This window comes from Streptomyces rhizosphaerihabitans (assembly GCF_025399795.1).
Lineage (GTDB): Bacteria > Actinomycetota > Actinomycetes > Streptomycetales > Streptomycetaceae > Streptomyces > Streptomyces rhizosphaerihabitans.
In genome coordinates this window covers 125,181-143,247 of record NZ_JAODTZ010000006.1, presented here as the reverse complement: position 1 = coordinate 143,247, position 18,067 = coordinate 125,181, and the positions used below count along the sequence as shown (strand labels likewise).

The window sequence follows — 18,067 nt, the reverse complement described above, 5'->3', positions numbered from 1 at the left end:
GGACAAAGGCGGGTTCCGCGGAGGGGGAACGGTGCGGGATGTCACCGGACATGAAGCACGGCGGTGATGACCTCAAGTCCCCACCGCCGTATGCCTCTTGCGCGCCCTCGCGCGCTCCCGTGCGCCGGTCGCCGGCGTCCTAGAGGGACTGGGCCGCCGGTTTCACCATGCCTCGGACCGTGCGGGACTTGACGAAGTCGCCCATCGCCGTCATTTCCCATTCGCCGGAGAACTGCTTGATCAGTTTGGCCATCATGACGCCCGTCTGGGCCTCGGCGTTGGTGAGGTCGAAGCGGACGAGTTCCTCGCCGGTGGCGGCGTCCAGGAGGCGGCAGTAGGCCTTGGCCACCTCGGTGAACTTCTGGCCGGAGAAGGAGTTGACCGTGAAGACGAGGCCGGTGACCTCCGGGGGGAGGTGGCCGAGGTCGACGGTGATCACCTCGTCGTCTCCGCCGCCCTCACCCGTGAGGTTGTCGCCGGCGTGCTTGATCGCGCCGTTCACGATGGAGAGCTTGCCGAAGTAGCAGCTGTCGATGTGGTTGCGCTGCGGGCCGTACGCGATGACCGAGGCGTCCAGGTCGATGTCCTTGCCGCGGAACGCGGGCTCCCAGCCGAGGCCCATCTGGACCTTGGAGAGGAACGGGCTGCCGCCCTTGACCAGGGAGACCGTCTGGTTCTTCTGGAGGCTGACCCGGCCCTTGTCGAGGTTGATCTTGCCGGTGGGGGCCGGGGCCGCGGGGGGAGCCGGGGGAGCGGCCGGGGCCGGCGGGGCGGTGAAGCGGGGGTCCATGGCCGGGGCCGGGGGTGTCACCGGGGGCTGCGGCGGCTGTGCCACGGGGGCGGGCCGGGCGGCCGGGGCGGGTTCCTCGACGCTCACGCCGAAGTCGGTGGCGATGCCGGCCAGTCCGTTCGCATAGCCCTGGCCGACCGCGCGGGCCTTCCAGGCGCCGTTGCGGAGGTAGACCTCGACGATCACCAGGGCCGTCTCCGTGCCCAGCTGGGGCGGGGTGAAAGTGGCCAGGACCGTGTTGTCGTCCGCGTTGCGGATCGTCGCGGTGGGTTCGATGCCCTGGAACGACTGGCCCGCCGCGTCGGGACTCGCCGTGACGACGATCTTCTCGATGCCCGGGGGGACCGCGGTCGTGTCGACCGTGATCGCGTCGGGCGCCGTGCCGCCGCCCGAGCGGTAGGTCACGCCGGGGCCGGTGGGCTGGTTGTAGAAGATGAAGTCGGCGTCGGAGCGCACCTTGCCGTCGGCGGTGAGCAGCAGGCTCGACACGTCGAGCCGCACCGGGGCGGTGACGTCCACCGTCACGCGGGAGACGGGGAGAGGGATGTTCGAGCCGGGGGTCATAGCTGTCATGCCTGGGGTAACGAGCGGAGGCGCTTTACCGTTCCCTTACCCAAGGGTGAGTTGCGGTGCCATATCCTCCTTCGCCCGTCACCGAGACGCTCGCGTGGTCCCGCATGACTCCTTCGGTGAGTCGGTCGAACACCGGGCTGAATTCGCTGTCCCTCTGAAGAGTGACGCGGGGCGTTGCCGATCTTGGTCGCCTGTCGGCGGGGAAAGGATTCGTCGATTTGAACGATCAGCGGTGTCCCTCGCGGGCCCGCACGTCAGAAGTGGAGTCGGCCTTGACCCCCGTACCGAACGGAACCTGCGTGATCACCCGTCCCGGCGAGCAGATGCTCACCATGGAGGGAGGGGCGTCGGAGCCCAAGACGCCTGTCGTGCTGCTGCCGCCCACCGGCAGCCCCGGCGAGCAGGAATGGCAGCTGGAGAACCTCAGTAACGGCAACTGCACGATGCGCAATATCGAGAGCGGGACGTATCTGTCCTTCGACGCCGATCCGGAGGCGAACAAGCCGATCGCCGGGTTCCCCGATCCGCGCGAATGGGTGCTCTACCCGGGCGCGATGCCGAACACGTTCCACATCGTCGTCCCCGGAGGCCCCGTCGACGGCTATGAGCTGGCTCTCGACCTCAGCCTGCTGCGGATCTTCCCGCCCCGCCTCGCCCTGCGCCCGCTCAACGTCGGCGAGGCTCGTCAGGCATGGATGTTCCGGTCCGTGGAGTAGCGGCGTGAACCGCGTGCCCGGGTCGGCGACCGACCCGGGCACCGGCTTCGGTTCACGCGCCTCGGTTCACGCGCCTCGGCTTCTCGTGCTTCGGTCCGCGAAGACACTGTCCGAGGGTTTCGGCCACGCGGTTTCCCCCGGGCGCCGGTGGCCGGGTCGCGGGTGAAGGCGACGCCCGTGTGCCACGTCCTGGGTCACTACTTCGGCACGACGACGATCTTGCGTCCCACGCCCGCCGCGAACTGTTCCAGTGCCTGCGGGTAGCTCGTCAGGGGGAGGCGGTCGCTGATGAAGACCGACGGATCGAGGACGCCCGCCGCGAAGAGTTCCGCCGCGCGCTCGAAGCTGTGGAGGACGGCCATCGAGCCGGTGATGGTGATCTCCTGGTTGTAGACGCGGTACGGGTCGATGGTGACCCGGGTCGCGTAGTCGGCCACGCCGAACTGGAGGAAGGTGCCCGCCTTCGCCACCCGGTCCAGGCCGTCCTGGATCGCCGCCGCGTTGCCCGTCGCGTCGACGACCACGTCCCAGCCTCGCGGGCGGTCCAGTTCGTCGGGGTTCGCCGCCGCCCCGGAGACGCCGAGCAGCCGGGCGGTGGCCAGCCGCTCGGGGTTCACGTCGACGACGTCCACGCTCGCCGCGCCGGTGCGCTTGGCGAGCTCCAGCATCATCAGGCCCATCGTGCCGGAGCCGTAGATCAGGACGTGGGCACCGAGCCGGGACCGCAGGACGTCGTAGCCGCGGACGGCGCAGGAGAGCGGCTCGACCAGGGCCGCGTCCTCGGTGCTGACGTGCTCGGGGAGCTTCACGCAGTTGGCGACGGGTGCGGTCGCGTACTGGGCGGCGCCGCCCGCGGTGGTCACGCCGATCGCGGCCCACCGTTCGCAGAGGTTGTTGTGGCCCGTACGGCAGTAGCGGCACTCGTAGCAGTACAGGGACGGGTCGACGGCCACCCGGTCGCCGACCGCGAGCTCCGTGACCCGGGTGCCCACGCCGACCACCTCGCCGGCGAACTCGTGACCCGGCACGATCGGCAGCTCGGGCGCGAACTCGCCCTGGAGGATGTGCAGATCGGTGCCGCACAGGCCGCAGGCTGCGACCTCGACCACGACCTCGCGGGGGCCCGGCGTCGGGTCCGGGACCTCGGCCACGACGGCTCGGCCCACGGACTCGATGACTGCGGCCTTCATTTCACGGCTCCCAACGACAGGCCCTGGACCAGCTTGTCCTGGGCGGCGAACCCCGCGGCGAGCACCGGCAGGGAGACGACGAGCGACGCGGCGCACACCTTCGCCAGGAACAGGCCCTGGCTGGTGATGAATCCGGTCAGGAAGACGGGGGCGGTCTCCGCGACCACGCCCGTGAGCACCCGGGCGAAGAGCAGTTCGTTCCAGCTGAAGATGAAGCAGATCAGCGCTGTTGCCGCGATGCCGGGGAGGGCGATGGGGGCCACCACACGCGTGAGGACCGTCGGGAGCCGGGCGCCGTCGATCTGCGCGGCCTCGATCACCGCGACGGGGACCTCGGCGAGGAACGACTGCATCATCCACACCGCGATCGGCAGGTTCATGGAGGTGTAGAGGATGACCAGCAGCCAGATGTTGTCGAGCATGCCGGTGTTCTTGGCGAAGAGGTAGATCGGCAGGAGGCCGGCCACCACCGGCAGCATCTTGGTCGACAGGAAGAAGAACAGGACGTCCGTCCACTTCCTCACCGGGCGGACGGAGAGCGCGTACGCGGCCGGGAGGGCAAGGAGCAGGACGCACAGGGTGGACACGACCGACGCCACGGTGGAGTTGACGATCGCGGGCCAGGGGCTCGCGCCGCCGCCCGTGCCGAAGAACTCCCGGTAGCCGTCGAGGGTCAGGGCCGCGCCGAAGGACGGCGGGTTCTTCGCCGCGTCCGGCTCGGAGTGGAAGGACGTCAGGGCCATCCAGGCGATGGGCAGGAAGAACACGATGCCTAGCACCCAGGCCGCCAGGCCCAGGCCGGTTCCCCTGGTGCGGCGGGGGCGGACGTGTGTCGCGGTGGCGCTCATCAGCGGGACCCCTCCTCGCGGAACAGGGACGACACCACGCGCAGTGCGAAGGTCGCGATGACGATCGAGCCGATGACCACCAGGACGCCCGCTGCGGAGGCGAGGCCGTTCTCGTGGGCCTGGTAGAAGCTCTGGTAGACGGTGTAGGGCAGGTTCGCTGTGCCGAGGCCCCCGGACGTGAGGGTGAAGACGGCGTCGAAGTTCTGGACGATGTAGATCGAGCCCAGCAGGGCTCCCAGTTCGAGATAGCGGCGCAGGTGGGGGAGGGTGAGGTGGCGGAAGACCTGCCAGTCGTTCGCGCCGTCCACCCGGGCCGCCTCGATCTGCTGGTGGTCGCGGCTCTGCAGGCCGGCGAGCAGGATCAGCATCATGAACGGCGTCCACTGCCAGACGAGGGATGCCTCGACCGCGAGCAGCGGGGTGGTGGAGATCCAGTCGGGCTGGGGTCCGCCCACATAGTGCAACAGCCCATTGAGCAGGCCGTATTCAGGGTTGTAGAGCACATGCTTCCAGAGGAGGGCGGCGGCGACCGGGACCACCAGGAACGGTGCGATCAGCAGAGTGCGGACGATGCCGCGCCCCCGGAACCTCCGGTCCAGGAGCAGGGCCAGAACCAGGCCGAGGACCAGGCTGACGAGGACCACGGTGACGGTCAGCAGGATCGTCGTCCAGACGGAGTGACGCAGATCGGCGTCGGTCAGGACGTCCAAGTAGTTGCCGAGGCCGGTGAAGCGGCGGGCCTTCGGGTAGAGGGCGTTCCAGTCGAAGAATGAGATCACCAGCGTGGCCACGAAGGGCAGTTGGGTCACCACGATCATGAAGATCAGGGCCGGGAGCAGCGGGCCGCGGGTGGCCCAGGCGCGCAGCCGGGCGGACGGTCGCCGAAGGGTGTGTACGGGAGGAGCGGCCACGCGGGCCGTTGTCGTGGCGGTCATCGTCCCCGGTACTCCTTGGAGATCTTCTCGGCGAGTTTCTGGGACTTGCTCAGGGCCGCGTCGACGGACTGGCGTCCGGCGATGGCCGCGCTGATCTCCTGCGAGACCTTGGTGTCGAGGTCGGTGAACTCGGGGATGCCGACGAACTGGATGCCGGGCGCGGGGCGCGGCTGGACGCCGGGGTCTCGTGGCCGGGCGCCCTCGATGGCCTCGCGGGTCATGTCCTGGAAGGCCGCGGCCTCCTTGCGGTAGGCGGCGTTGGTGTACGTCGAGGCGCGTTTGCCCGCCGGTACGTCGGACCAGCCGGCGGTGTCCCCGACCAGTTGCTCGTACTGCTTGCCGGAGGCCCAGGAGATGAACTTCCAGGCCTTGTCGGAGTTGTGCGAGGCCTTCTGGAGGCCCCAGGCCCAGGTGTAGAGCCAGCCGGAGGACTCGGTCTTCTCGACCGGTGCGGGCACGTACCCGAGCTTGCCCCGGACCGGGGAGTCCTTGGCCTCCAGCAGGCCGGCGGCGGAGGTGGCGTCGTACCACATGGCCGTCTTGCCCTGGGTCATGTTGTTGAGGCACTCGGCGAAGCCGGACTGGGCCGCGCCGGACTCGCCGTGCTCGCGTACGAGGTCCACGTAGAAGTCGGTGGCCTTCTTGAACTCGGGGGAGTCCAGGCGCGCCTTCCAGTCCTTGTCGAACCAGGTGCCGCCGAAGGTGTTCACCACGGTGGTGAGCGGAGCCATGAGCTCGCCCCAGCCGGGCAGGCCGCGCAGGCAGATGCCCTTCATGCCGGACTCGGCGCCGTCGGCCGCGGCGGCCAGCCTGCCCACCTGCTCCCAGGTGGGATGCGCGGGCATCCTCAGGCCCTTCGCGGCGAACACGTCCTTGCGGTACATCAGGAAGGACGACTCGCCGTAGAACGGCTGGCCGTAGAGCTTTCCGTCGGCGGCGGTCAGCGACTGCCGCATGGGCTTGAGGATGTCCTGCTCGTCGTAGGCGCTGTCGTGGCGGACGTAGGAGTCCATCTCGTGCAGCCAGCCGTTGCGGGCGTAGATCGGTATCTCGTAGTTGGACAGCGTGGCGACGTCGTACTGGCCCGCCTGGTTGGCGAAGTCCTGGCTGATCTTGTCGCGGACGTCGTTCTCCGGCAGGACGGTGAAGTTCACCTTGATGCCGGTCTCTCGGGTGAAGTGGGCCTTGGTGAGTTTCTGCAGCTCGACCATCTGCGGGTTGTTGACCATCAGGACGTTGATGGAGTTCCCGCCGGAGCCCGACCCGCCCGCTCCGGTCCAGCAGCCGGAGAGGAGCGGGGAGAGCAGCGTCCCTGCGGCGGCCGCGGCGAGCAGCGCGCGCGGCCTCCGTCGGCTCGGGATTCGCATGGATCACTCCTGGAGGAATGGGGAGATAAGGGGAGGAGTGAGGCGTGAGGGTGCCTCGGAGTGGGTGAGTCGGGCCGTCACATGCGGTGGGGAGGCGGGGAGGTGGTGGGTCGGGTTGTCGTGGTTGCGAGGGGTGTCAGACGCGGATGACCTGCGGGCCCTGCAGCGAGTAGCGGTGTGCCTCGGACGCCGGGAGCAGCGTGCTCGTGACGATCGCCTCCAGGGCGCCGATGCCGGCGAACCGGCAGAAGCTGACGGCCCCGAACTTGGTGTGCACTCCGGCGAAGACCGTGCGCCGGGAGGCCCTGATCGCCTGGGCCTTGACCTCGCTGACCGCCGGGTCGGGGGTGGTGAGGCCGTGTTCGCGGGAGATGCCGTTGGCGCCGATGAACGCGAGGTCGATGACGAAGCCGGCGAGCATCTTCGTCGTCCAGTGGTCGACGGTCGCGAGCGTCCCGGGACGGACCCGGCCGCCGAGCAGCAGGACGCTCGTGTTGCCGGACCCGGCGAGCGCCCCGGCAGCGGCGAGCGAGGCGGTGACCACGGTCAACGGCCGGTCCCTGGGCAGCGCTTCGGCGATGAGCTGCGGAGTGAACCCCTCGTCGATGAAGACCGTCTCGGCGTCCCCGGTCAACTCGGCCGCGGCGGCGGCGATCCGGCGCTTCTCGGGCACATGGCTCGTGGTGCGGAAGGCGAGCGTCGTCTCGAAACCGGCGCTCTCCACGGGGTAGGCGCCGCCGTGGGTGCGGCGCACCAGGCCGTGGTCCTCCAGGGTGCGCAGATCGCGCCGTACGGTCTCCTTGGCGACGCCGAGTTCGCCGGCGAGTTCGGTGACGTCGACCGAGCCCGTGCGGCGCGCGGTCCGGACGATCTCGCGCTGCCGTTCTTCCGCCGTCATCGCAGTCATGGCCGTCACCCGCTCCCTCGCGCTCCGTCGCGCACTGCCCGTTCGGGCCCGGTGGAGCCCTTGAGGGAAGTTCTACAGCGGGTGTCGGCCACTGACCAGGCCTGTTGCGGGCCCGATGCTGCCCGGCTGGGCCCGTTCGGTGCCGTGGCCGCCCGCGGCGGACCTGGGGCGGAGCGGGTGAGGAGGTGGGATCGGGCAGGGTCCGTGCCCGAACGCGGGAGCGGGCGGGCCCGTTCGGTGCCCGCCCGCCGTTTCCCTTCCGTCCGCCGCGTCAGTACGGCCAGATCGGCGGGTGTGTCGTGAAGTGGCCGCCCAGGTGGGCGTGGTCAGGGTTTCCGGGGTCGAGGTCGCCCTGTTCGGCGACGATCTTCTCGGCGTACGGCTCGGAGTCGTCACGCGGTTCGTAGCCGAGGGCGCGGGCGGTCGAAAGGTCCCACCACAGACGGGTGTTGGCGGACGAGCCGTAGACGACCGTGTGCCCCACGTCCTTCGCGGTCAGAGCCGCGTGGAAGAGGCGGGCGCCGTCCTCGGGGCTCATCCACACCGAGAGCATGCGCACGCTGGTGGGCTCCGCGAAGCAGGACCCGATGCGCACCGAGACGGTCTCCAGGCCGTGCTTGTCCCAGTAGAACTGCGCCAGGTCCTCGCCGAACGACTTGGAGAGGCCGTAGAAGGTGTCCGGGCGGCGCGGGGTGTCGACGGGGATCAGGGGGTCGTCACCCCGCGGGCGCGGGGTGAAGCCCACCGCGTGGTTGGAGGAGGCGAAGACGACACGGCGTACTCCCTCCTCGCGCGCCGCCTCGTACAGGTTGTACGTCCCCTCGATGTTGGCCTTGAGGATCTTGTCGAAGGAGGCTTCCAGGGAGATGCCCGCGAGGTGGATGATCGCGTCGACGCCCCGCACGGCCTCGCGCAGCGCCGCCCGGTCGGCGAGGTCCGCGGTGATCGCGTCCGGCTCGCCCTCGACGGGCAGCACGTCGAGCAGGCGCAGCTCGTAGCCGTACTCCGGCAGCAGCCCGCGCATCAGGGTGCCGAGTCCGCCGGCGGCGCCGGTGAGCAGAACGGTGCGGGGAGCGGGCATACGGGGGTCTCCTCGGTGCGGGCCGGCATGTCAGGGCGGAGGCTCCGCCGGACGGTCGGCGGCGGCTCTGCCAGGCGGCCGTATTCGTGTATGACATTCACATCCATGGACACGCTAAGGATGGCTGACGTGCTGCGTCAAGTGTCGCGCGGAGGGGGGAAATCCGCCTTCGTGTTGCGGGTTTGTGTGCTTGACCGGCCCCGAGGTGGCGGCTTAGCGTGGGCGCGTTCAGAGATATGGACATGGATCAGAAACGTGCACTCGGTGGGCACCTTTTAAGGGAGAGTCCGTGACGTCAGCCCCTCTTGCCGCTCGGCTGAGCATCCCCAGCGGGCCGCTCTTCTTCCCTGTCACCGCGTACGGTCCCGACGGCACCGTCGATCTCGACGTCTACCGGGAGCATGTGCGGCGCGGCGTCGAGGCCGGAGCCGCGGCGGTCTTCGCCTGCTGCGGCACCGGCGAGTTCCACGCGCTCGTGCCCGAGGAGTTCGAGGCGTGCGTAGGGGCGGCCGTGGAGGCGGCCGCGGGACGGGTGCCGGTGGTCGCGGGCGCCGGATACGGGACCGCCCTCGCGGTGCGCTATGCGCGCCTCGCGGAGGCCGCCGGGGCCGACGGGCTGCTCGCCATGCCGCCGTATCTCGTGACGGCCGGACAGGAGGGCCTGCTGCGGCACTACCGGGAGATCGCCGCGGCCACCTCCCTGGACGTCATCGTCTACCAGCGCGACAACGCCGTCTTCACCCCCCGGAGCGTGGTCGAACTCGCCCGCACCGAGGGGATCATCGGCTTCAAGGACGGCCTCGGCGACCTGGACCTGATGCAGCGGATCGTCAGCGCCGTACGCAGCGAGGTACCCGGCGACTTCCTCTACTTCAACGGCCTGCCGACGGCCGAACTGACCGGACTCGCCTACCGGGGGCTGGGGATCACGCTCTACTCCTCGGCGGTCTTCTGCTTCGCCCCCGAGATCGCGCTGGCCTTCCACCGGGCGCTGAACACCGGGGACGACACGACGGTGAACCGGCTGCTGGACGGCTTCTACCGGCCCTTCGTCGACCTGCGCGCGCAGGGACGCGGCTACGCGGTCGCCCTCGTCAAGGCGGGCGTCCGGCTGCGCGGACTGGACGTCGGCGAGGTGCGGCCACCGCTGAACGAACCGGCCGAGGACCATGTCAAGCAGCTCGCGCAGCTGATCGACCGCGGGTACGCGCTCCTTGAGGAGGACATGTGAGAACGTCCGCGTTCCTGTACCCCTGGGACGTCAACGGGGACCCGGAGGCCGCCGCCAGGACCGCCGGCCTCGGCGTCCGCCAGGTGACGCTCGCCTCCGCCTACCACTCCACGCGCGCGGCGACGCCCCGCCACCCCCGGCACCGGATCGTCACGGCCTCGCACGCCGCCGTGCTCCACCCGGTGGACGAGGCCCGGTGGCGGGGGCGTGCCCTTCGCCCGTACCCGGCGGGCGACTGGGCGCCCGGCGACGCGTACGGCGAGGCCGCCGCCGCGCTCGCCGAGGCCGGGCTCGACGTCCACACCTGGGTCGTGCTCGCGCACAACTCCCGTATGGGCGAGGAACATCCGGCGACCTCCGTCGTCAACGCCTACGGGGACCGCTACCCCTGGGCCCCTTGCGTGGCCCAGCCCGCCACGCGCGCCTACCTGGCCGACCTCGCGGTGGAGGCCGCGGTCAGGCCCGGCGCGACCGGTACGGAACTGGAGTCGCTCGGCTGGTACGGGCTCGCCCATCTGCACGCCCACGACAAGATCGGCGGGGTGGCGCTCGGGGACGCCGGGCAGTACCTGATGTCGCTCTGCTTCTGTGCCACGTGCGCGGACGGATACGACCGACAGGGCCTCGACGCCGAGGAGTTGGCGTCCTTCGTGCGCGGCGCTCTGGAGCCGGTGTGGCGGGGAGCGCCGTCCGACGGGGACTGGGCCGGTGTCGAGAAGCTGCTCGGGGCGGAGACCGCCGCGGCCACCCGCCGATGGCGCGACGGGGTGGCCCGCTCGCTCCAGGAGGACACGGTCTCGGCCGTCCGCTCCGCCGCACCGGCGGGGTTCCAGGTGCTGCTGCACGCCGACCCCGTCTCCTTCCATTGCGGTGCCAACGCCGGGGTCGACCCCCGGCACATCCTGTCCGTGGCCGACGGGGTGGTCGTGCCGTGCACCGCGGGCGCCGGGCCGCTGACCCCGTTCGCGGAGGCGGTGCGGACGGGTGCGAAGGGGCGGGTCCTGGCCGCCAACTTCACCGTGGTGTCCGGGATGGGAGGCCGGCCGGACACCCTGGCGGCGGACGCGGCGCGCGCGGTCGAGCTGGGCGCGACGGAACTGCGGCTGTATCACGCGGGGCTGGCCTCGGACGCCGATCTGGAGGCGGTACGGGGGGTGTTGGCGGGGCTGTAGTCCAGCCCAGCGGGCGCGACGGTCCAGCCCCTCGGGCGCGACGGTCCAGCGCCTCGTCAGTCCACCACCGGCGCGGGGGCGGTCCGCAGAAGAGGGCTCAGGGTCACCAGCCGGATCAGGCCCAGCGCGGGCAGCAGGACCCGGTAGTCGACCAGTTCGACGAGCCCCGCCCCGAGGGCCAGCCCGACGGCGTTCGGGGCGTACAGCAGCGTGTTCACGGTGGCGGAGGTGCGGCCCAGCAGGTCGGCCGGGGTCTCGCGCTGGACCACGGTGTACGTGGCGATGAGCACGCAGGGCAGCCCGGCCCCCACGGCCGTGCTGGAGACCAGGGCCACCGGATCGAGGGGAACCGCCCGGAGGGCGACCGCGACGGCGGTCAGCGCGATGCCGCAGGCGGCGAAGCGCCGTTCGCCCAGCCGCCGCAGCAGCGTCCCGGACACCAGCCCGACGCCGACCGACCCGGCGCCCTGGGCGACGTACAGGACGCCGACGTACGTGGGGGACCGGCCCAGCCCCTCGGCCACGGCGTAGACCGTCGCGCCGTTGATCCCCCCGAAGAGCATGGTCGTACCGCCGGCCAGGACCAGGACCCGGAGTCGGGGGTTTTGCCGGAGGTGGCGTACGCCTTCCGCGGTGCGGGTGCGCAGGCTCCCGGCGGACGTCCGGACCGGCGTGGTCTCGCGGACTCTCAGCAGCGCGTACACCCCCGCCGCCAGCACGAAGGTCACCGCGTCCAGGAGCGCCACCCGCGCGCCGCCGTACGCGGCGTAGAGACCTGCCCCGGCGAGCGGGGCCACCAGTTTCATGCCCTCGTTGGCCGTCATGCGCAGGCCGTTGAGGTCGCCGAGGAGACGCTCGTCGATCGCGCCGGCCAGCAGCGCGGTCTCGGCTGCGTCCTCGATCACCCCCGCCGTGCCGTAGACCAGGAGCACCGCGAACAGGATCCACAGGCGGCCCTGCCCGTCCACGGTGAACAGGACGGGCAGGAGCGCGGCCAGGACCAGATTCGTCCCGATGAGCAGGGGGCGGCGGCGGGTCCGGTCGGCGAGGGTGCCCAGGACGGGGCCGATCAGCGTGGGGGCCCAGAGGGCGAGGGCGCAGAGCGCCGCCAGACCGTTCGAGCCCGTCAGATCCTTGACCCAGATGCCCGAGGCCAGCCACATCGCCGACGTCCCGAAACCGGAGACGACCACTCCGGTCAGATACAGACCGGCGTTGCGATCGCCCAGAACCCTCATCACTGTCCATGCCATGGCAGGTGATCATGGTTCTAAGGCGGGATCGAGAGGATCGGGCAACTGCCTTAGACACGGGCACTGCCGAGGCCCGTCGGCGGACGACGGCTCAGCCGCTCGCCGCACGGACGGTGGCGCCTCCTCACCCCGGGGTCCCTCAGTTCTTCAGCAGCGCGCAGACGAAGTTCTCCTCGACCTTGCGCAGCTCCTTCAGCAGTTCCGGCTTGGTCGCCTCGTTCACCTGGGTGGTGAGCGAGACGGTCAGGGACCGCCGGCCGTCGGGTGTGGCGGCGATCAGCTGTGTGTAGCCCGGGAAGTTGCCCGTGTGGCCGAGGACCACTCCGCAGCGGGTGGAGTAGCGGAAGATCGCCGCTCCCGCCTTGTTCTCGCCGGGTCCCGCCGGCTCCGAGGCCCCGTCGATCCAGCGGCGCTGCTCGCGCAGGGTGGCCTCGGAGATCAGGGCGCCGCCCGCGTAGCCGCGGATGAAGCGGGTCAGGTCCGCCGGAGTCGAGATGATCCCGCCCGACGCCCACACGCCCGACGCGCTGAGCACCTCGCTGATGTCCTCCGGGGGGTTCGGCGGCTGGACGTCGTAGCCGTGCATGTACGGCTCGGGCATCTCGTAGCCCTGCGGGAGGCTCGTGTCGCGCAGGTGGAGCGGCCGGTACACGAGCTCGCGCAGCAACTGCTCGTAGCGCTTGCCGGTCGCCGCCTCGGCCATCAACGCGACCGCGATGTTGTCGGAGTTCGAATACTTGTACTGCGATCCCGGCCGGAACAGCAGGGGCTCGCCGGCCACGTAGTCGAGCAGCCGGCGCGAGTCGAAGTGGTGACGGGGGTCGGCGGTGAGGATCTCCAGGAACTCGGGACTCCGGGTGTAGTCCGGCAGCCCGCTCGTGTGGTTCAGCAACTGGCGCAGCGTCACGGCGTGCCACTTCCGCGGCAGGGACGGCAGCCGACGGCCGATGGTGTCGCCGAGGGAGAGCGTGCCCCGGTCCACCAGGCCCAGCGCCACGGCACCGCTGAACGCCTTCGCCGTACTGGCGATCCGCGTGTGGTCGTTCGGTTCGATCGGACGGCCGCTGTCGATGTCGGCGACTCCGGCGCGCACGATGCGGGACTCGCCCTCGCGGCGCAGGACGGCGATGGCACCGGGTGGGCCGCCGGGGCTGCGCACGAGCTCCTCGAGCTGCTTCTGCAGCGCGCGGTCGTGGTCGCGGTCCGTGGAGCCGGAGCCGGCGTCGGCCGGTGCGGACACGACACCGGTCAGACAGGCGGCGGCCAGCAGGGCGCCGAGGGACGGACGCAGTCGGGGGCGGCGAGGCAGTGGCATGGAGTTCTCCCGAGTCGGGCGGGGGCCGGGGCACGCCCAGCTTCGGCCCCGGGTGATCGACTCGCCTCCGCCGCTGCTGCATACGGAGGAGCGGGCCGTCCGGCATCGGGTCGTCCGGCGTCGGGCCGTCCGGCTGTCCTGGTGCGGGGGCCCGGGGGCGGGGAACCGATGAATTTCGTGTGCGGACGGGGTCTATCCCATGGGCGTGCCCCGACGGGCGTGCCCCCACAGGCTTCCCCCTGAAGTGGACATGAGTTCTGAGGAGAATCGGATGACCGGCCAGACTTTCGACCTGGGGCCGCAGGCCCTGATCGTGGCGCGTCTCGCGGACGCGGTCACGGACGATCGGCTCGACGGGGCGACCCCGTGTCCGGACTACGCGGTGCGCAACATCCTGGGGCACCTGGCCGGACTGTCCGTCGCCTTCCGCGACGCCGCGCGCAAGGACCTGGGCGCGACGACCGACACGAGCCCGGACTCCGCCCTGCCCGACATCGGGCTCGGCTGGCGCGAGACCCTGCCGAAGGCGCTCGACGAACTCGCCGACGCCTGGCGGGACCCGGCCGCCTGGACCGGCATGACCCGGGCGGGCGGAGTGCCGCTGCCGGGTGCGGTCGCGGCGGCCGTCGCCGCCGACGAACTGGTGGTGCACGGCTGGGACCTCGCGCGGGCCACCGGCCAGGAGTACGCGCCCGATGCCGCCGCCCTGCAGGCGTCGTACGGGTTCCTCGGTGCCGTGGCCGAGGACCCGACCCGGGGCGGGGGCATCTTCGGGCCCGCCGTCCCGGTACCCGACGACGCACCGCTCTTCGACCGCGTGATCGGCCTCAGCGGCCGCGACCCAGGCTGGAAGCCGTAGGGGGGAGCAGAAAGCAAAGAGCCGTGATCCGCCTTTGCTGAATCACGGAAGCACACGGATCCGGCGCCAGGTGTGCGACCCGGAAACCGAGGCTCTACGGGCTGCCCGTCGCGTACGAGGGCAGCCCGAGCGTGTGTGCGGGCAGCCCGATCTTGCGCTCCGGGGCCCGTACGCCCCCGTTCTGCCCTGCCAGGTCCTTGCCGAACGCGCCGTCGGCACCTGCCCGTGCCCTTGCCGGACCGACCTCGACCGGCATCGCGAAAGCGAACGCTCGACGTGTCTCCCCCCGAGGGCGGGACCCAGGTCGTCCGGTGCTTCGCACCCCGCGCGTCACATCAACTTCCTTTGCCGGAAGCGTTGACGAAACACGGTCGCGCTCCTACCTTCAACGCGTCGTACTTCGTACGTCATATATGAGACGCGATATGCGAGATCCGGGATCGATGTCCACGGTCGATGCCCGGATCCCGTGATCCGAGCCGTGAGACCGGAGAGGCGCGCATGACCTCTGTGCCCACCCCGATCCCGTCCCGCACGCAGTTCGTGCTGGAAGGGATCAAACACCGCATCCTCACCGGGCAGTTGACCCCGGGACAGGCCCTGGTCGAGACCGACCTCGCCGCACAGTTCGGGGTGTCCAAGACCCCCGTGCGCGAGGCGCTCAAGACCCTGGCCGGTACCGGGCTCGTCGTGATGAACCAGTACAAGGGCGTCACGGTACGCATGGTGGACGCGGACATGGCGCGCGAGGTGTACGACGTACGGCTGCTCCTCGAACCCGAGGCGCTGCGACGGGTGGTGCGCCGCGGAGCCTCCCTCGACGCCGCCCGTGAAGCGCTCACCCGAGCCGACGACGCCGCCGACACCGCCGAACGGTCCCTGGCCAACCGGGAGTTCCACCGCGCCCTGTACGTCCCCTGCGGCAATCCGCTGCTCGGCCGGATGCTCGACGAGGTGCGCGACCAGGCGGCCCTCGTCTCGGCGGTCGCCTGGGCGTCCGATCCCTCCTGGGAACGGGAGGCGAGCGAGCATCGGGAGATCCTGCGGCTCGCCCTCGACGGTGACGCCGACGGCGCGGCCGGAGCGCTGCACGCGCATATCGCGTCGTTCGTGCAACGGGCCTTCCCCCAGGGCCAGGAAGAGGACGGACAGGAATGACAGCGACGTTCGAGACCCAGCGGGCGGCACTCGCCGAGGTCGTGGCGATCCCGGTGACCCCGTTCGCCGAGGACGGCACGATCGACCGGGACGCCCACCGGGCCCTGCTGCGCCGGCTGATCGACGGCGGCGTCCGCACCCTCACCCCCAACGGCAACACCGGCGAGTTCTACGCCCTCACTCCCGAAGAGCGCCGGACCGTCACCGAGTTGACCGTCGAGGAGGCCGGCGACCGCGCGGTCGTCCTCGTCGGCGTCGGACACGACGTGCCGACCGCCGTCGCCTCCGCCCGGCACGCCCGTGCCCTCGGCGCACCGATGGTGATGGTCCATCAGCCCGTACATCCCTATGTCTCGGAGAGCGGCTGGGTCGACTACCACCGGGCCATCGCGGAGGCCGTGCCGGAGCTGGGCGTCGTGCCGTACATCCGCAATCCGGTGCTCGCGGGTGCGCGGCTCGCGGAACTCGCGGACGCCTGTCCGAACGTCATCGGTGTGAAGTACGCCGTGCCCGACGCGGCGCGCTTCGCGTCCTTCGCACGCGACGCCGGGCTCGAACGGTTCGTGTGGGTGGCCGGACTCGCCGAGCCGTACGCTCCCTCGTACTTCTCGGCCGGCGCCACCGGCTTCACCTCGGGCCTGGTGAACGTCGCCCCGGCCGTCTCGCTGAACATGATCGAAGCGCTCCGGTCCGGCGACTACCCGGCCGCGATGAAGGTCTGGGAGCAGATCCGCCGTTTCGAGGAACTGCGCGCCGCCAACGCCTCCGCGAACAACGTCACCGTGGTCAAGGAGGCCCTGTCCTCGCTCGGCCTGTGCCGCCGTGACGTCCGCCCGCCGAGCAGGCCGCTGCCCGCGGGCGAGCGTTCCGAGGTCGCCGCCATAGCCGCCGGATGGTCCCTGTGAAACGGCCCGAGGACCTCAGAAGCCATCAGTGGTACGGCACCGACGGGCTGCGTTCGTTCAGCCACCGGGCCAGAACCCGGCAGCTCGGCTACCTCCCCGAGGAGCACCTGGGCAAACCGGTCATCGCGATCCTGAACACCTGGTCCGACATCAACCCGTGCCATGTGCACCTGCGCGACCGCGCCCAGGCCGTGAAGCGGGGCGTGTGGCAGGCCGGCGGTTTCCCGCTCGAATTCCCGGTGTCCACGCTGAGCGAGACCTTCCAGAAGCCGACCCCGATGCTCTACCGCAATCTGCTCGCGATGGAGACCGAGGAACTGCTGCGGTCGTATCCGGTGGACGGGGCCGTGCTGATGGGCGGCTGCGACAAGACCACGCCCGCGCTGCTGATGGGGGCCGCCTCGGTCGATCTGCCGACCGTCTTCGTGCCCGCCGGGCCGATGCTCCCTGGCCACTGGCGCAACGAGGTCCTCGGCTCCGGTACCGACATGTGGAAGTACTGGGACGACAAGCGCGCAGGTCTCATCGGGGACTGCGAGCTGACCGAGCTGGAGAGCGGGCTGGCCCGGTCGCCGGGGCACTGCATGACGATGGGCACGGCGTCCACGCTCACGGCCGCCGCCGAGGCGCTCGGCGTCACCGTGCCCGGCGCGTCGAGCATCCCCGCCGTCGACTCCGGACACGACCGGATGGCCGCCGCGGCGGGGCTCAGGATCGTCGAACTCGTCCACAAGGACCGGACGTTGTCCGACATCCTCACCGCGGAGGCCTTCACGGACGCGGTGACGACCGTGCTCGGTCTCGGCGGTTCGACGAACGCCGTGATCCATCTGATCGCCATGGCCGGACGCGCCGGTGTCACCCTCACGCTCGACGACTTCGACCGGATCGCCCGGACCGTGCCGGTTCTCGCCAACGTCCGGCCCGGTGGACGGACGTACCTCATGGAGGACTTCCACTTCGCCGGCGGTCTGCCCGGGTTCCTGTCGCGGATCACCGATCTGCTGCACCTGGACCGGCCCACCGTGTCCCACGACACCCTGCGCGAGCAGTTGGCGAACGCCCGGGTGCACAACGACGACGTCATCCGCACCCGGCAGAACCCGGTCGCGGCCGAGGGCGGAGTGGCCGTCCTGCGCGGCAACCTCTGCCCCGACGGCGCCGTCATCAAGCACATCGCCGCCGAGCCGCACCTGCTCAAGCACACCGGTCCCGCAGTCGTCTTCGACGACTACCGCACCATGCAGCGGACCATCAACGACCCCTCGCTCGGTATCACCGCGGACAGCGTTCTCGTGCTGCGGGGCTCCGGTCCCAAGGGCGGCCCGGGAATGCCCGAGTACGGGATGCTGCCCATCCCCGACCACCTGCTGAAGCGGGGCGTCCGGGACATGGTGCGGATCTCCGACGCCCGGATGAGCGGCACCAGTTACGGCGCCTGCGTGCTGCACGTGGCGCCCGAGTCGTACGTCGGCGGCCCGCTCGCCCTCGTGCGGAGCGGGGACACGATCACCCTCGACGTCGAGGCACGGTCACTCCAGCTCAACGTGGACGACACGGAGCTGGAGCGCAGGCGGGCCGACTGGACTCCGCCGCCCGTCCGGTACGAGCGCGGCTACGGCGCGCTCTACAACGAGCAGATCACCCAGGCCGACACCGGGTGCGACTTCGCGTTCCTGGCCCGGCCGGGCCAGGTGCCGGACCCGTACGCGGGCTGAGGCCCCCGCACCCGCATGTGGAAGTGCTCGACCCATGTGGTCGTAGCAA

The 18,067-nt window shown here is 70.9% G+C and carries 17 protein-coding genes; 7 read left to right on the top strand and 10 right to left on the bottom strand.

The features are described from left to right. Positions 1-139: 139 nt before the first annotated feature. Positions 140-1,354, bottom strand: a complete 1,215-nt coding sequence (locus tag N4G66_RS08310; RefSeq protein ID WP_261703456.1) for a TerD family protein — start codon at positions 1,352-1,354, stop codon at positions 140-142. 281 nt (positions 1,355-1,635) lie between these two features. Here N4G66_RS08310 and N4G66_RS08305 point away from each other — a divergent pair, with 281 nt between their 5' ends. After that, positions 1,636-2,079 (top strand): hypothetical protein, encoded by a 444-nt coding sequence (locus N4G66_RS08305; protein WP_261703334.1) that lies wholly within the window; start codon positions 1,636-1,638, stop codon positions 2,077-2,079. 197 nt (positions 2,080-2,276) lie between these two features. Here the strand turns inward: N4G66_RS08305 and N4G66_RS08300 are convergent, their stop codons facing one another. The 6 genes from N4G66_RS08300 to N4G66_RS08275 all read right to left on the bottom strand — a co-directional run bounded on the left by N4G66_RS08300 (position 2,277) and on the right by N4G66_RS08275 (position 8,407). Continuing rightward, positions 2,277-3,269, bottom strand: a complete 993-nt coding sequence (locus tag N4G66_RS08300) for a zinc-dependent alcohol dehydrogenase family protein (protein WP_261703333.1) — start codon at positions 3,267-3,269, stop codon at positions 2,277-2,279. Further along, complete coding sequence (locus tag N4G66_RS08295; RefSeq protein ID WP_261703332.1) at positions 3,266-4,117, bottom strand: carbohydrate ABC transporter permease; 852 nt, start codon at positions 4,115-4,117, stop codon at positions 3,266-3,268. The genes N4G66_RS08300 and N4G66_RS08295 overlap by 4 nt, the downstream gene beginning before the upstream one ends. Next, on the bottom strand, positions 4,117-5,052 hold the full coding sequence (locus tag N4G66_RS08290) for a carbohydrate ABC transporter permease (RefSeq protein ID WP_261703331.1): 936 nt from the start codon (positions 5,050-5,052) through the stop codon (positions 4,117-4,119). The genes N4G66_RS08295 and N4G66_RS08290 overlap by 1 nt, the downstream gene beginning before the upstream one ends. After that, complete coding sequence (locus tag N4G66_RS08285) at positions 5,049-6,419, bottom strand: ABC transporter substrate-binding protein (RefSeq protein ID WP_261703330.1); 1,371 nt, start codon at positions 6,417-6,419, stop codon at positions 5,049-5,051. The genes N4G66_RS08290 and N4G66_RS08285 overlap by 4 nt, the downstream gene beginning before the upstream one ends. Positions 6,420-6,555: 136 nt before the next feature. Then, on the bottom strand, positions 6,556-7,326 hold the full coding sequence (locus N4G66_RS08280; protein WP_261703329.1) for a DeoR/GlpR family DNA-binding transcription regulator: 771 nt from the start codon (positions 7,324-7,326) through the stop codon (positions 6,556-6,558). Positions 7,327-7,597: 271 nt separating this feature from the next. Next, positions 7,598-8,407, bottom strand: a complete 810-nt coding sequence (locus tag N4G66_RS08275; RefSeq protein ID WP_261703328.1) for an NAD-dependent epimerase/dehydratase family protein — start codon at positions 8,405-8,407, stop codon at positions 7,598-7,600. A gap of 289 nt (positions 8,408-8,696) precedes the next feature. Between N4G66_RS08275 and N4G66_RS08270 the strand changes: the two genes are divergently transcribed. Both N4G66_RS08270 and N4G66_RS08265 read left to right on the top strand, forming a co-directional pair. Then, a complete protein-coding gene (locus N4G66_RS08270) occupies positions 8,697-9,638 on the top strand; it encodes a 5-dehydro-4-deoxyglucarate dehydratase (RefSeq protein ID WP_261703327.1) in 942 nt (313 codons plus the stop codon). After that, on the top strand, positions 9,635-10,810 hold the full coding sequence (locus N4G66_RS08265) for a hypothetical protein (protein ID WP_261703326.1): 1,176 nt from the start codon (positions 9,635-9,637) through the stop codon (positions 10,808-10,810). Before N4G66_RS08270 ends, N4G66_RS08265 begins: the two co-directional genes overlap by 4 nt. A gap of 56 nt (positions 10,811-10,866) precedes the next feature. Here N4G66_RS08265 and N4G66_RS08260 read toward each other — a convergent pair whose 3' ends face one another. Then, complete coding sequence (locus N4G66_RS08260; protein WP_261703325.1) at positions 10,867-12,063, bottom strand: MFS transporter; 1,197 nt, start codon at positions 12,061-12,063, stop codon at positions 10,867-10,869. A gap of 139 nt (positions 12,064-12,202) precedes the next feature. After that, positions 12,203-13,378: a serine hydrolase domain-containing protein gene (locus N4G66_RS08255; protein ID WP_261703324.1), complete on the bottom strand. Its 1,176-nt coding sequence runs from the start codon at positions 13,376-13,378 to the stop codon at positions 12,203-12,205. A gap of 271 nt (positions 13,379-13,649) precedes the next feature. On the opposite strand from N4G66_RS08255, the gene N4G66_RS08250 reads away from it, so the two are divergent. Further along, positions 13,650-14,237: a TIGR03086 family metal-binding protein gene (locus N4G66_RS08250; protein ID WP_261703323.1), complete on the top strand. Its 588-nt coding sequence runs from the start codon at positions 13,650-13,652 to the stop codon at positions 14,235-14,237. Positions 14,238-14,331: 94 nt separating this feature from the next. On the opposite strand, the gene N4G66_RS08245 is transcribed toward N4G66_RS08250, so the two are convergent. Further along, entirely contained in the window at positions 14,332-14,493 is a 162-nt protein-coding gene (locus N4G66_RS08245; RefSeq protein WP_261703322.1) for a hypothetical protein, read from the bottom strand. A 245-nt stretch (positions 14,494-14,738) separates the two neighbouring features. Between N4G66_RS08245 and N4G66_RS08240 the strand changes: the two genes are divergently transcribed. From N4G66_RS08240 to araD, 3 genes are read left to right on the top strand one after another with little or no spacing between them, the layout of a single operon-like run. After that, positions 14,739-15,395 carry a GntR family transcriptional regulator gene (locus tag N4G66_RS08240; protein WP_261703321.1) on the top strand — a complete coding sequence of 219 codons (657 nt, stop codon included), beginning with the start codon at positions 14,739-14,741 and terminating at the stop codon, positions 15,393-15,395. Further along, positions 15,392-16,300, top strand: a complete 909-nt coding sequence (locus N4G66_RS08235; protein ID WP_261703320.1) for a dihydrodipicolinate synthase family protein — start codon at positions 15,392-15,394, stop codon at positions 16,298-16,300. The genes N4G66_RS08240 and N4G66_RS08235 overlap by 4 nt, the downstream gene beginning before the upstream one ends. Next, positions 16,288-18,018 carry an L-arabinonate dehydratase gene (gene araD, locus N4G66_RS08230; protein WP_261703319.1) on the top strand — a complete coding sequence of 577 codons (1,731 nt, stop codon included), beginning with the start codon at positions 16,288-16,290 and terminating at the stop codon, positions 18,016-18,018. The genes N4G66_RS08235 and araD overlap by 13 nt, the downstream gene beginning before the upstream one ends. The last annotated feature ends 49 nt before the right edge of the window (positions 18,019-18,067 follow it).

What these genes read in the sequence shown, in the direction of transcription:
- N4G66_RS08310 (WP_261703456.1), bottom strand. Translation starts at nt 1,354, where the DNA reads ATGACCCCCGGCTCGAACATCCCTCTCCCCGTCTCCCGCGTGACGGTG.
- N4G66_RS08300 (WP_261703333.1), bottom strand. Translation starts at nt 3,269, where the DNA reads ATGAAGGCCGCAGTCATCGAGTCCGTGGGCCGAGCCGTCGTGGCCGAG.
- N4G66_RS08295 (WP_261703332.1), bottom strand. Translation starts at nt 4,117, where the DNA reads ATGAGCGCCACCGCGACACACGTCCGCCCCCGCCGCACCAGGGGAACC.
- N4G66_RS08290 (WP_261703331.1), bottom strand. Translation starts at nt 5,052, where the DNA reads ATGACCGCCACGACAACGGCCCGCGTGGCCGCTCCTCCCGTACACACC.
- N4G66_RS08285 (WP_261703330.1), bottom strand. Translation starts at nt 6,419, where the DNA reads ATGCGAATCCCGAGCCGACGGAGGCCGCGCGCGCTGCTCGCCGCGGCC.
- N4G66_RS08280 (WP_261703329.1), bottom strand. Translation starts at nt 7,326, where the DNA reads ATGACTGCGATGACGGCGGAAGAACGGCAGCGCGAGATCGTCCGGACC.
- N4G66_RS08275 (WP_261703328.1), bottom strand. Translation starts at nt 8,407, where the DNA reads ATGCCCGCTCCCCGCACCGTTCTGCTCACCGGCGCCGCCGGCGGACTC.
- N4G66_RS08260 (WP_261703325.1), bottom strand. Translation starts at nt 12,063, where the DNA reads ATGGCATGGACAGTGATGAGGGTTCTGGGCGATCGCAACGCCGGTCTG.
- N4G66_RS08255 (WP_261703324.1), bottom strand. Translation starts at nt 13,378, where the DNA reads ATGCCACTGCCTCGCCGCCCCCGACTGCGTCCGTCCCTCGGCGCCCTG.
- N4G66_RS08250 (WP_261703323.1), top strand. Translation starts at nt 13,650, where the DNA reads ATGACCGGCCAGACTTTCGACCTGGGGCCGCAGGCCCTGATCGTGGCG.
- N4G66_RS08245 (WP_261703322.1), bottom strand. Translation starts at nt 14,493, where the DNA reads ATGCCGGTCGAGGTCGGTCCGGCAAGGGCACGGGCAGGTGCCGACGGC.
- N4G66_RS08240 (WP_261703321.1), top strand. Translation starts at nt 14,739, where the DNA reads ATGACCTCTGTGCCCACCCCGATCCCGTCCCGCACGCAGTTCGTGCTG.
- N4G66_RS08235 (WP_261703320.1), top strand. Translation starts at nt 15,392, where the DNA reads ATGACAGCGACGTTCGAGACCCAGCGGGCGGCACTCGCCGAGGTCGTG.
- araD (WP_261703319.1), top strand. Translation starts at nt 16,288, where the DNA reads ATGGTCCCTGTGAAACGGCCCGAGGACCTCAGAAGCCATCAGTGGTAC.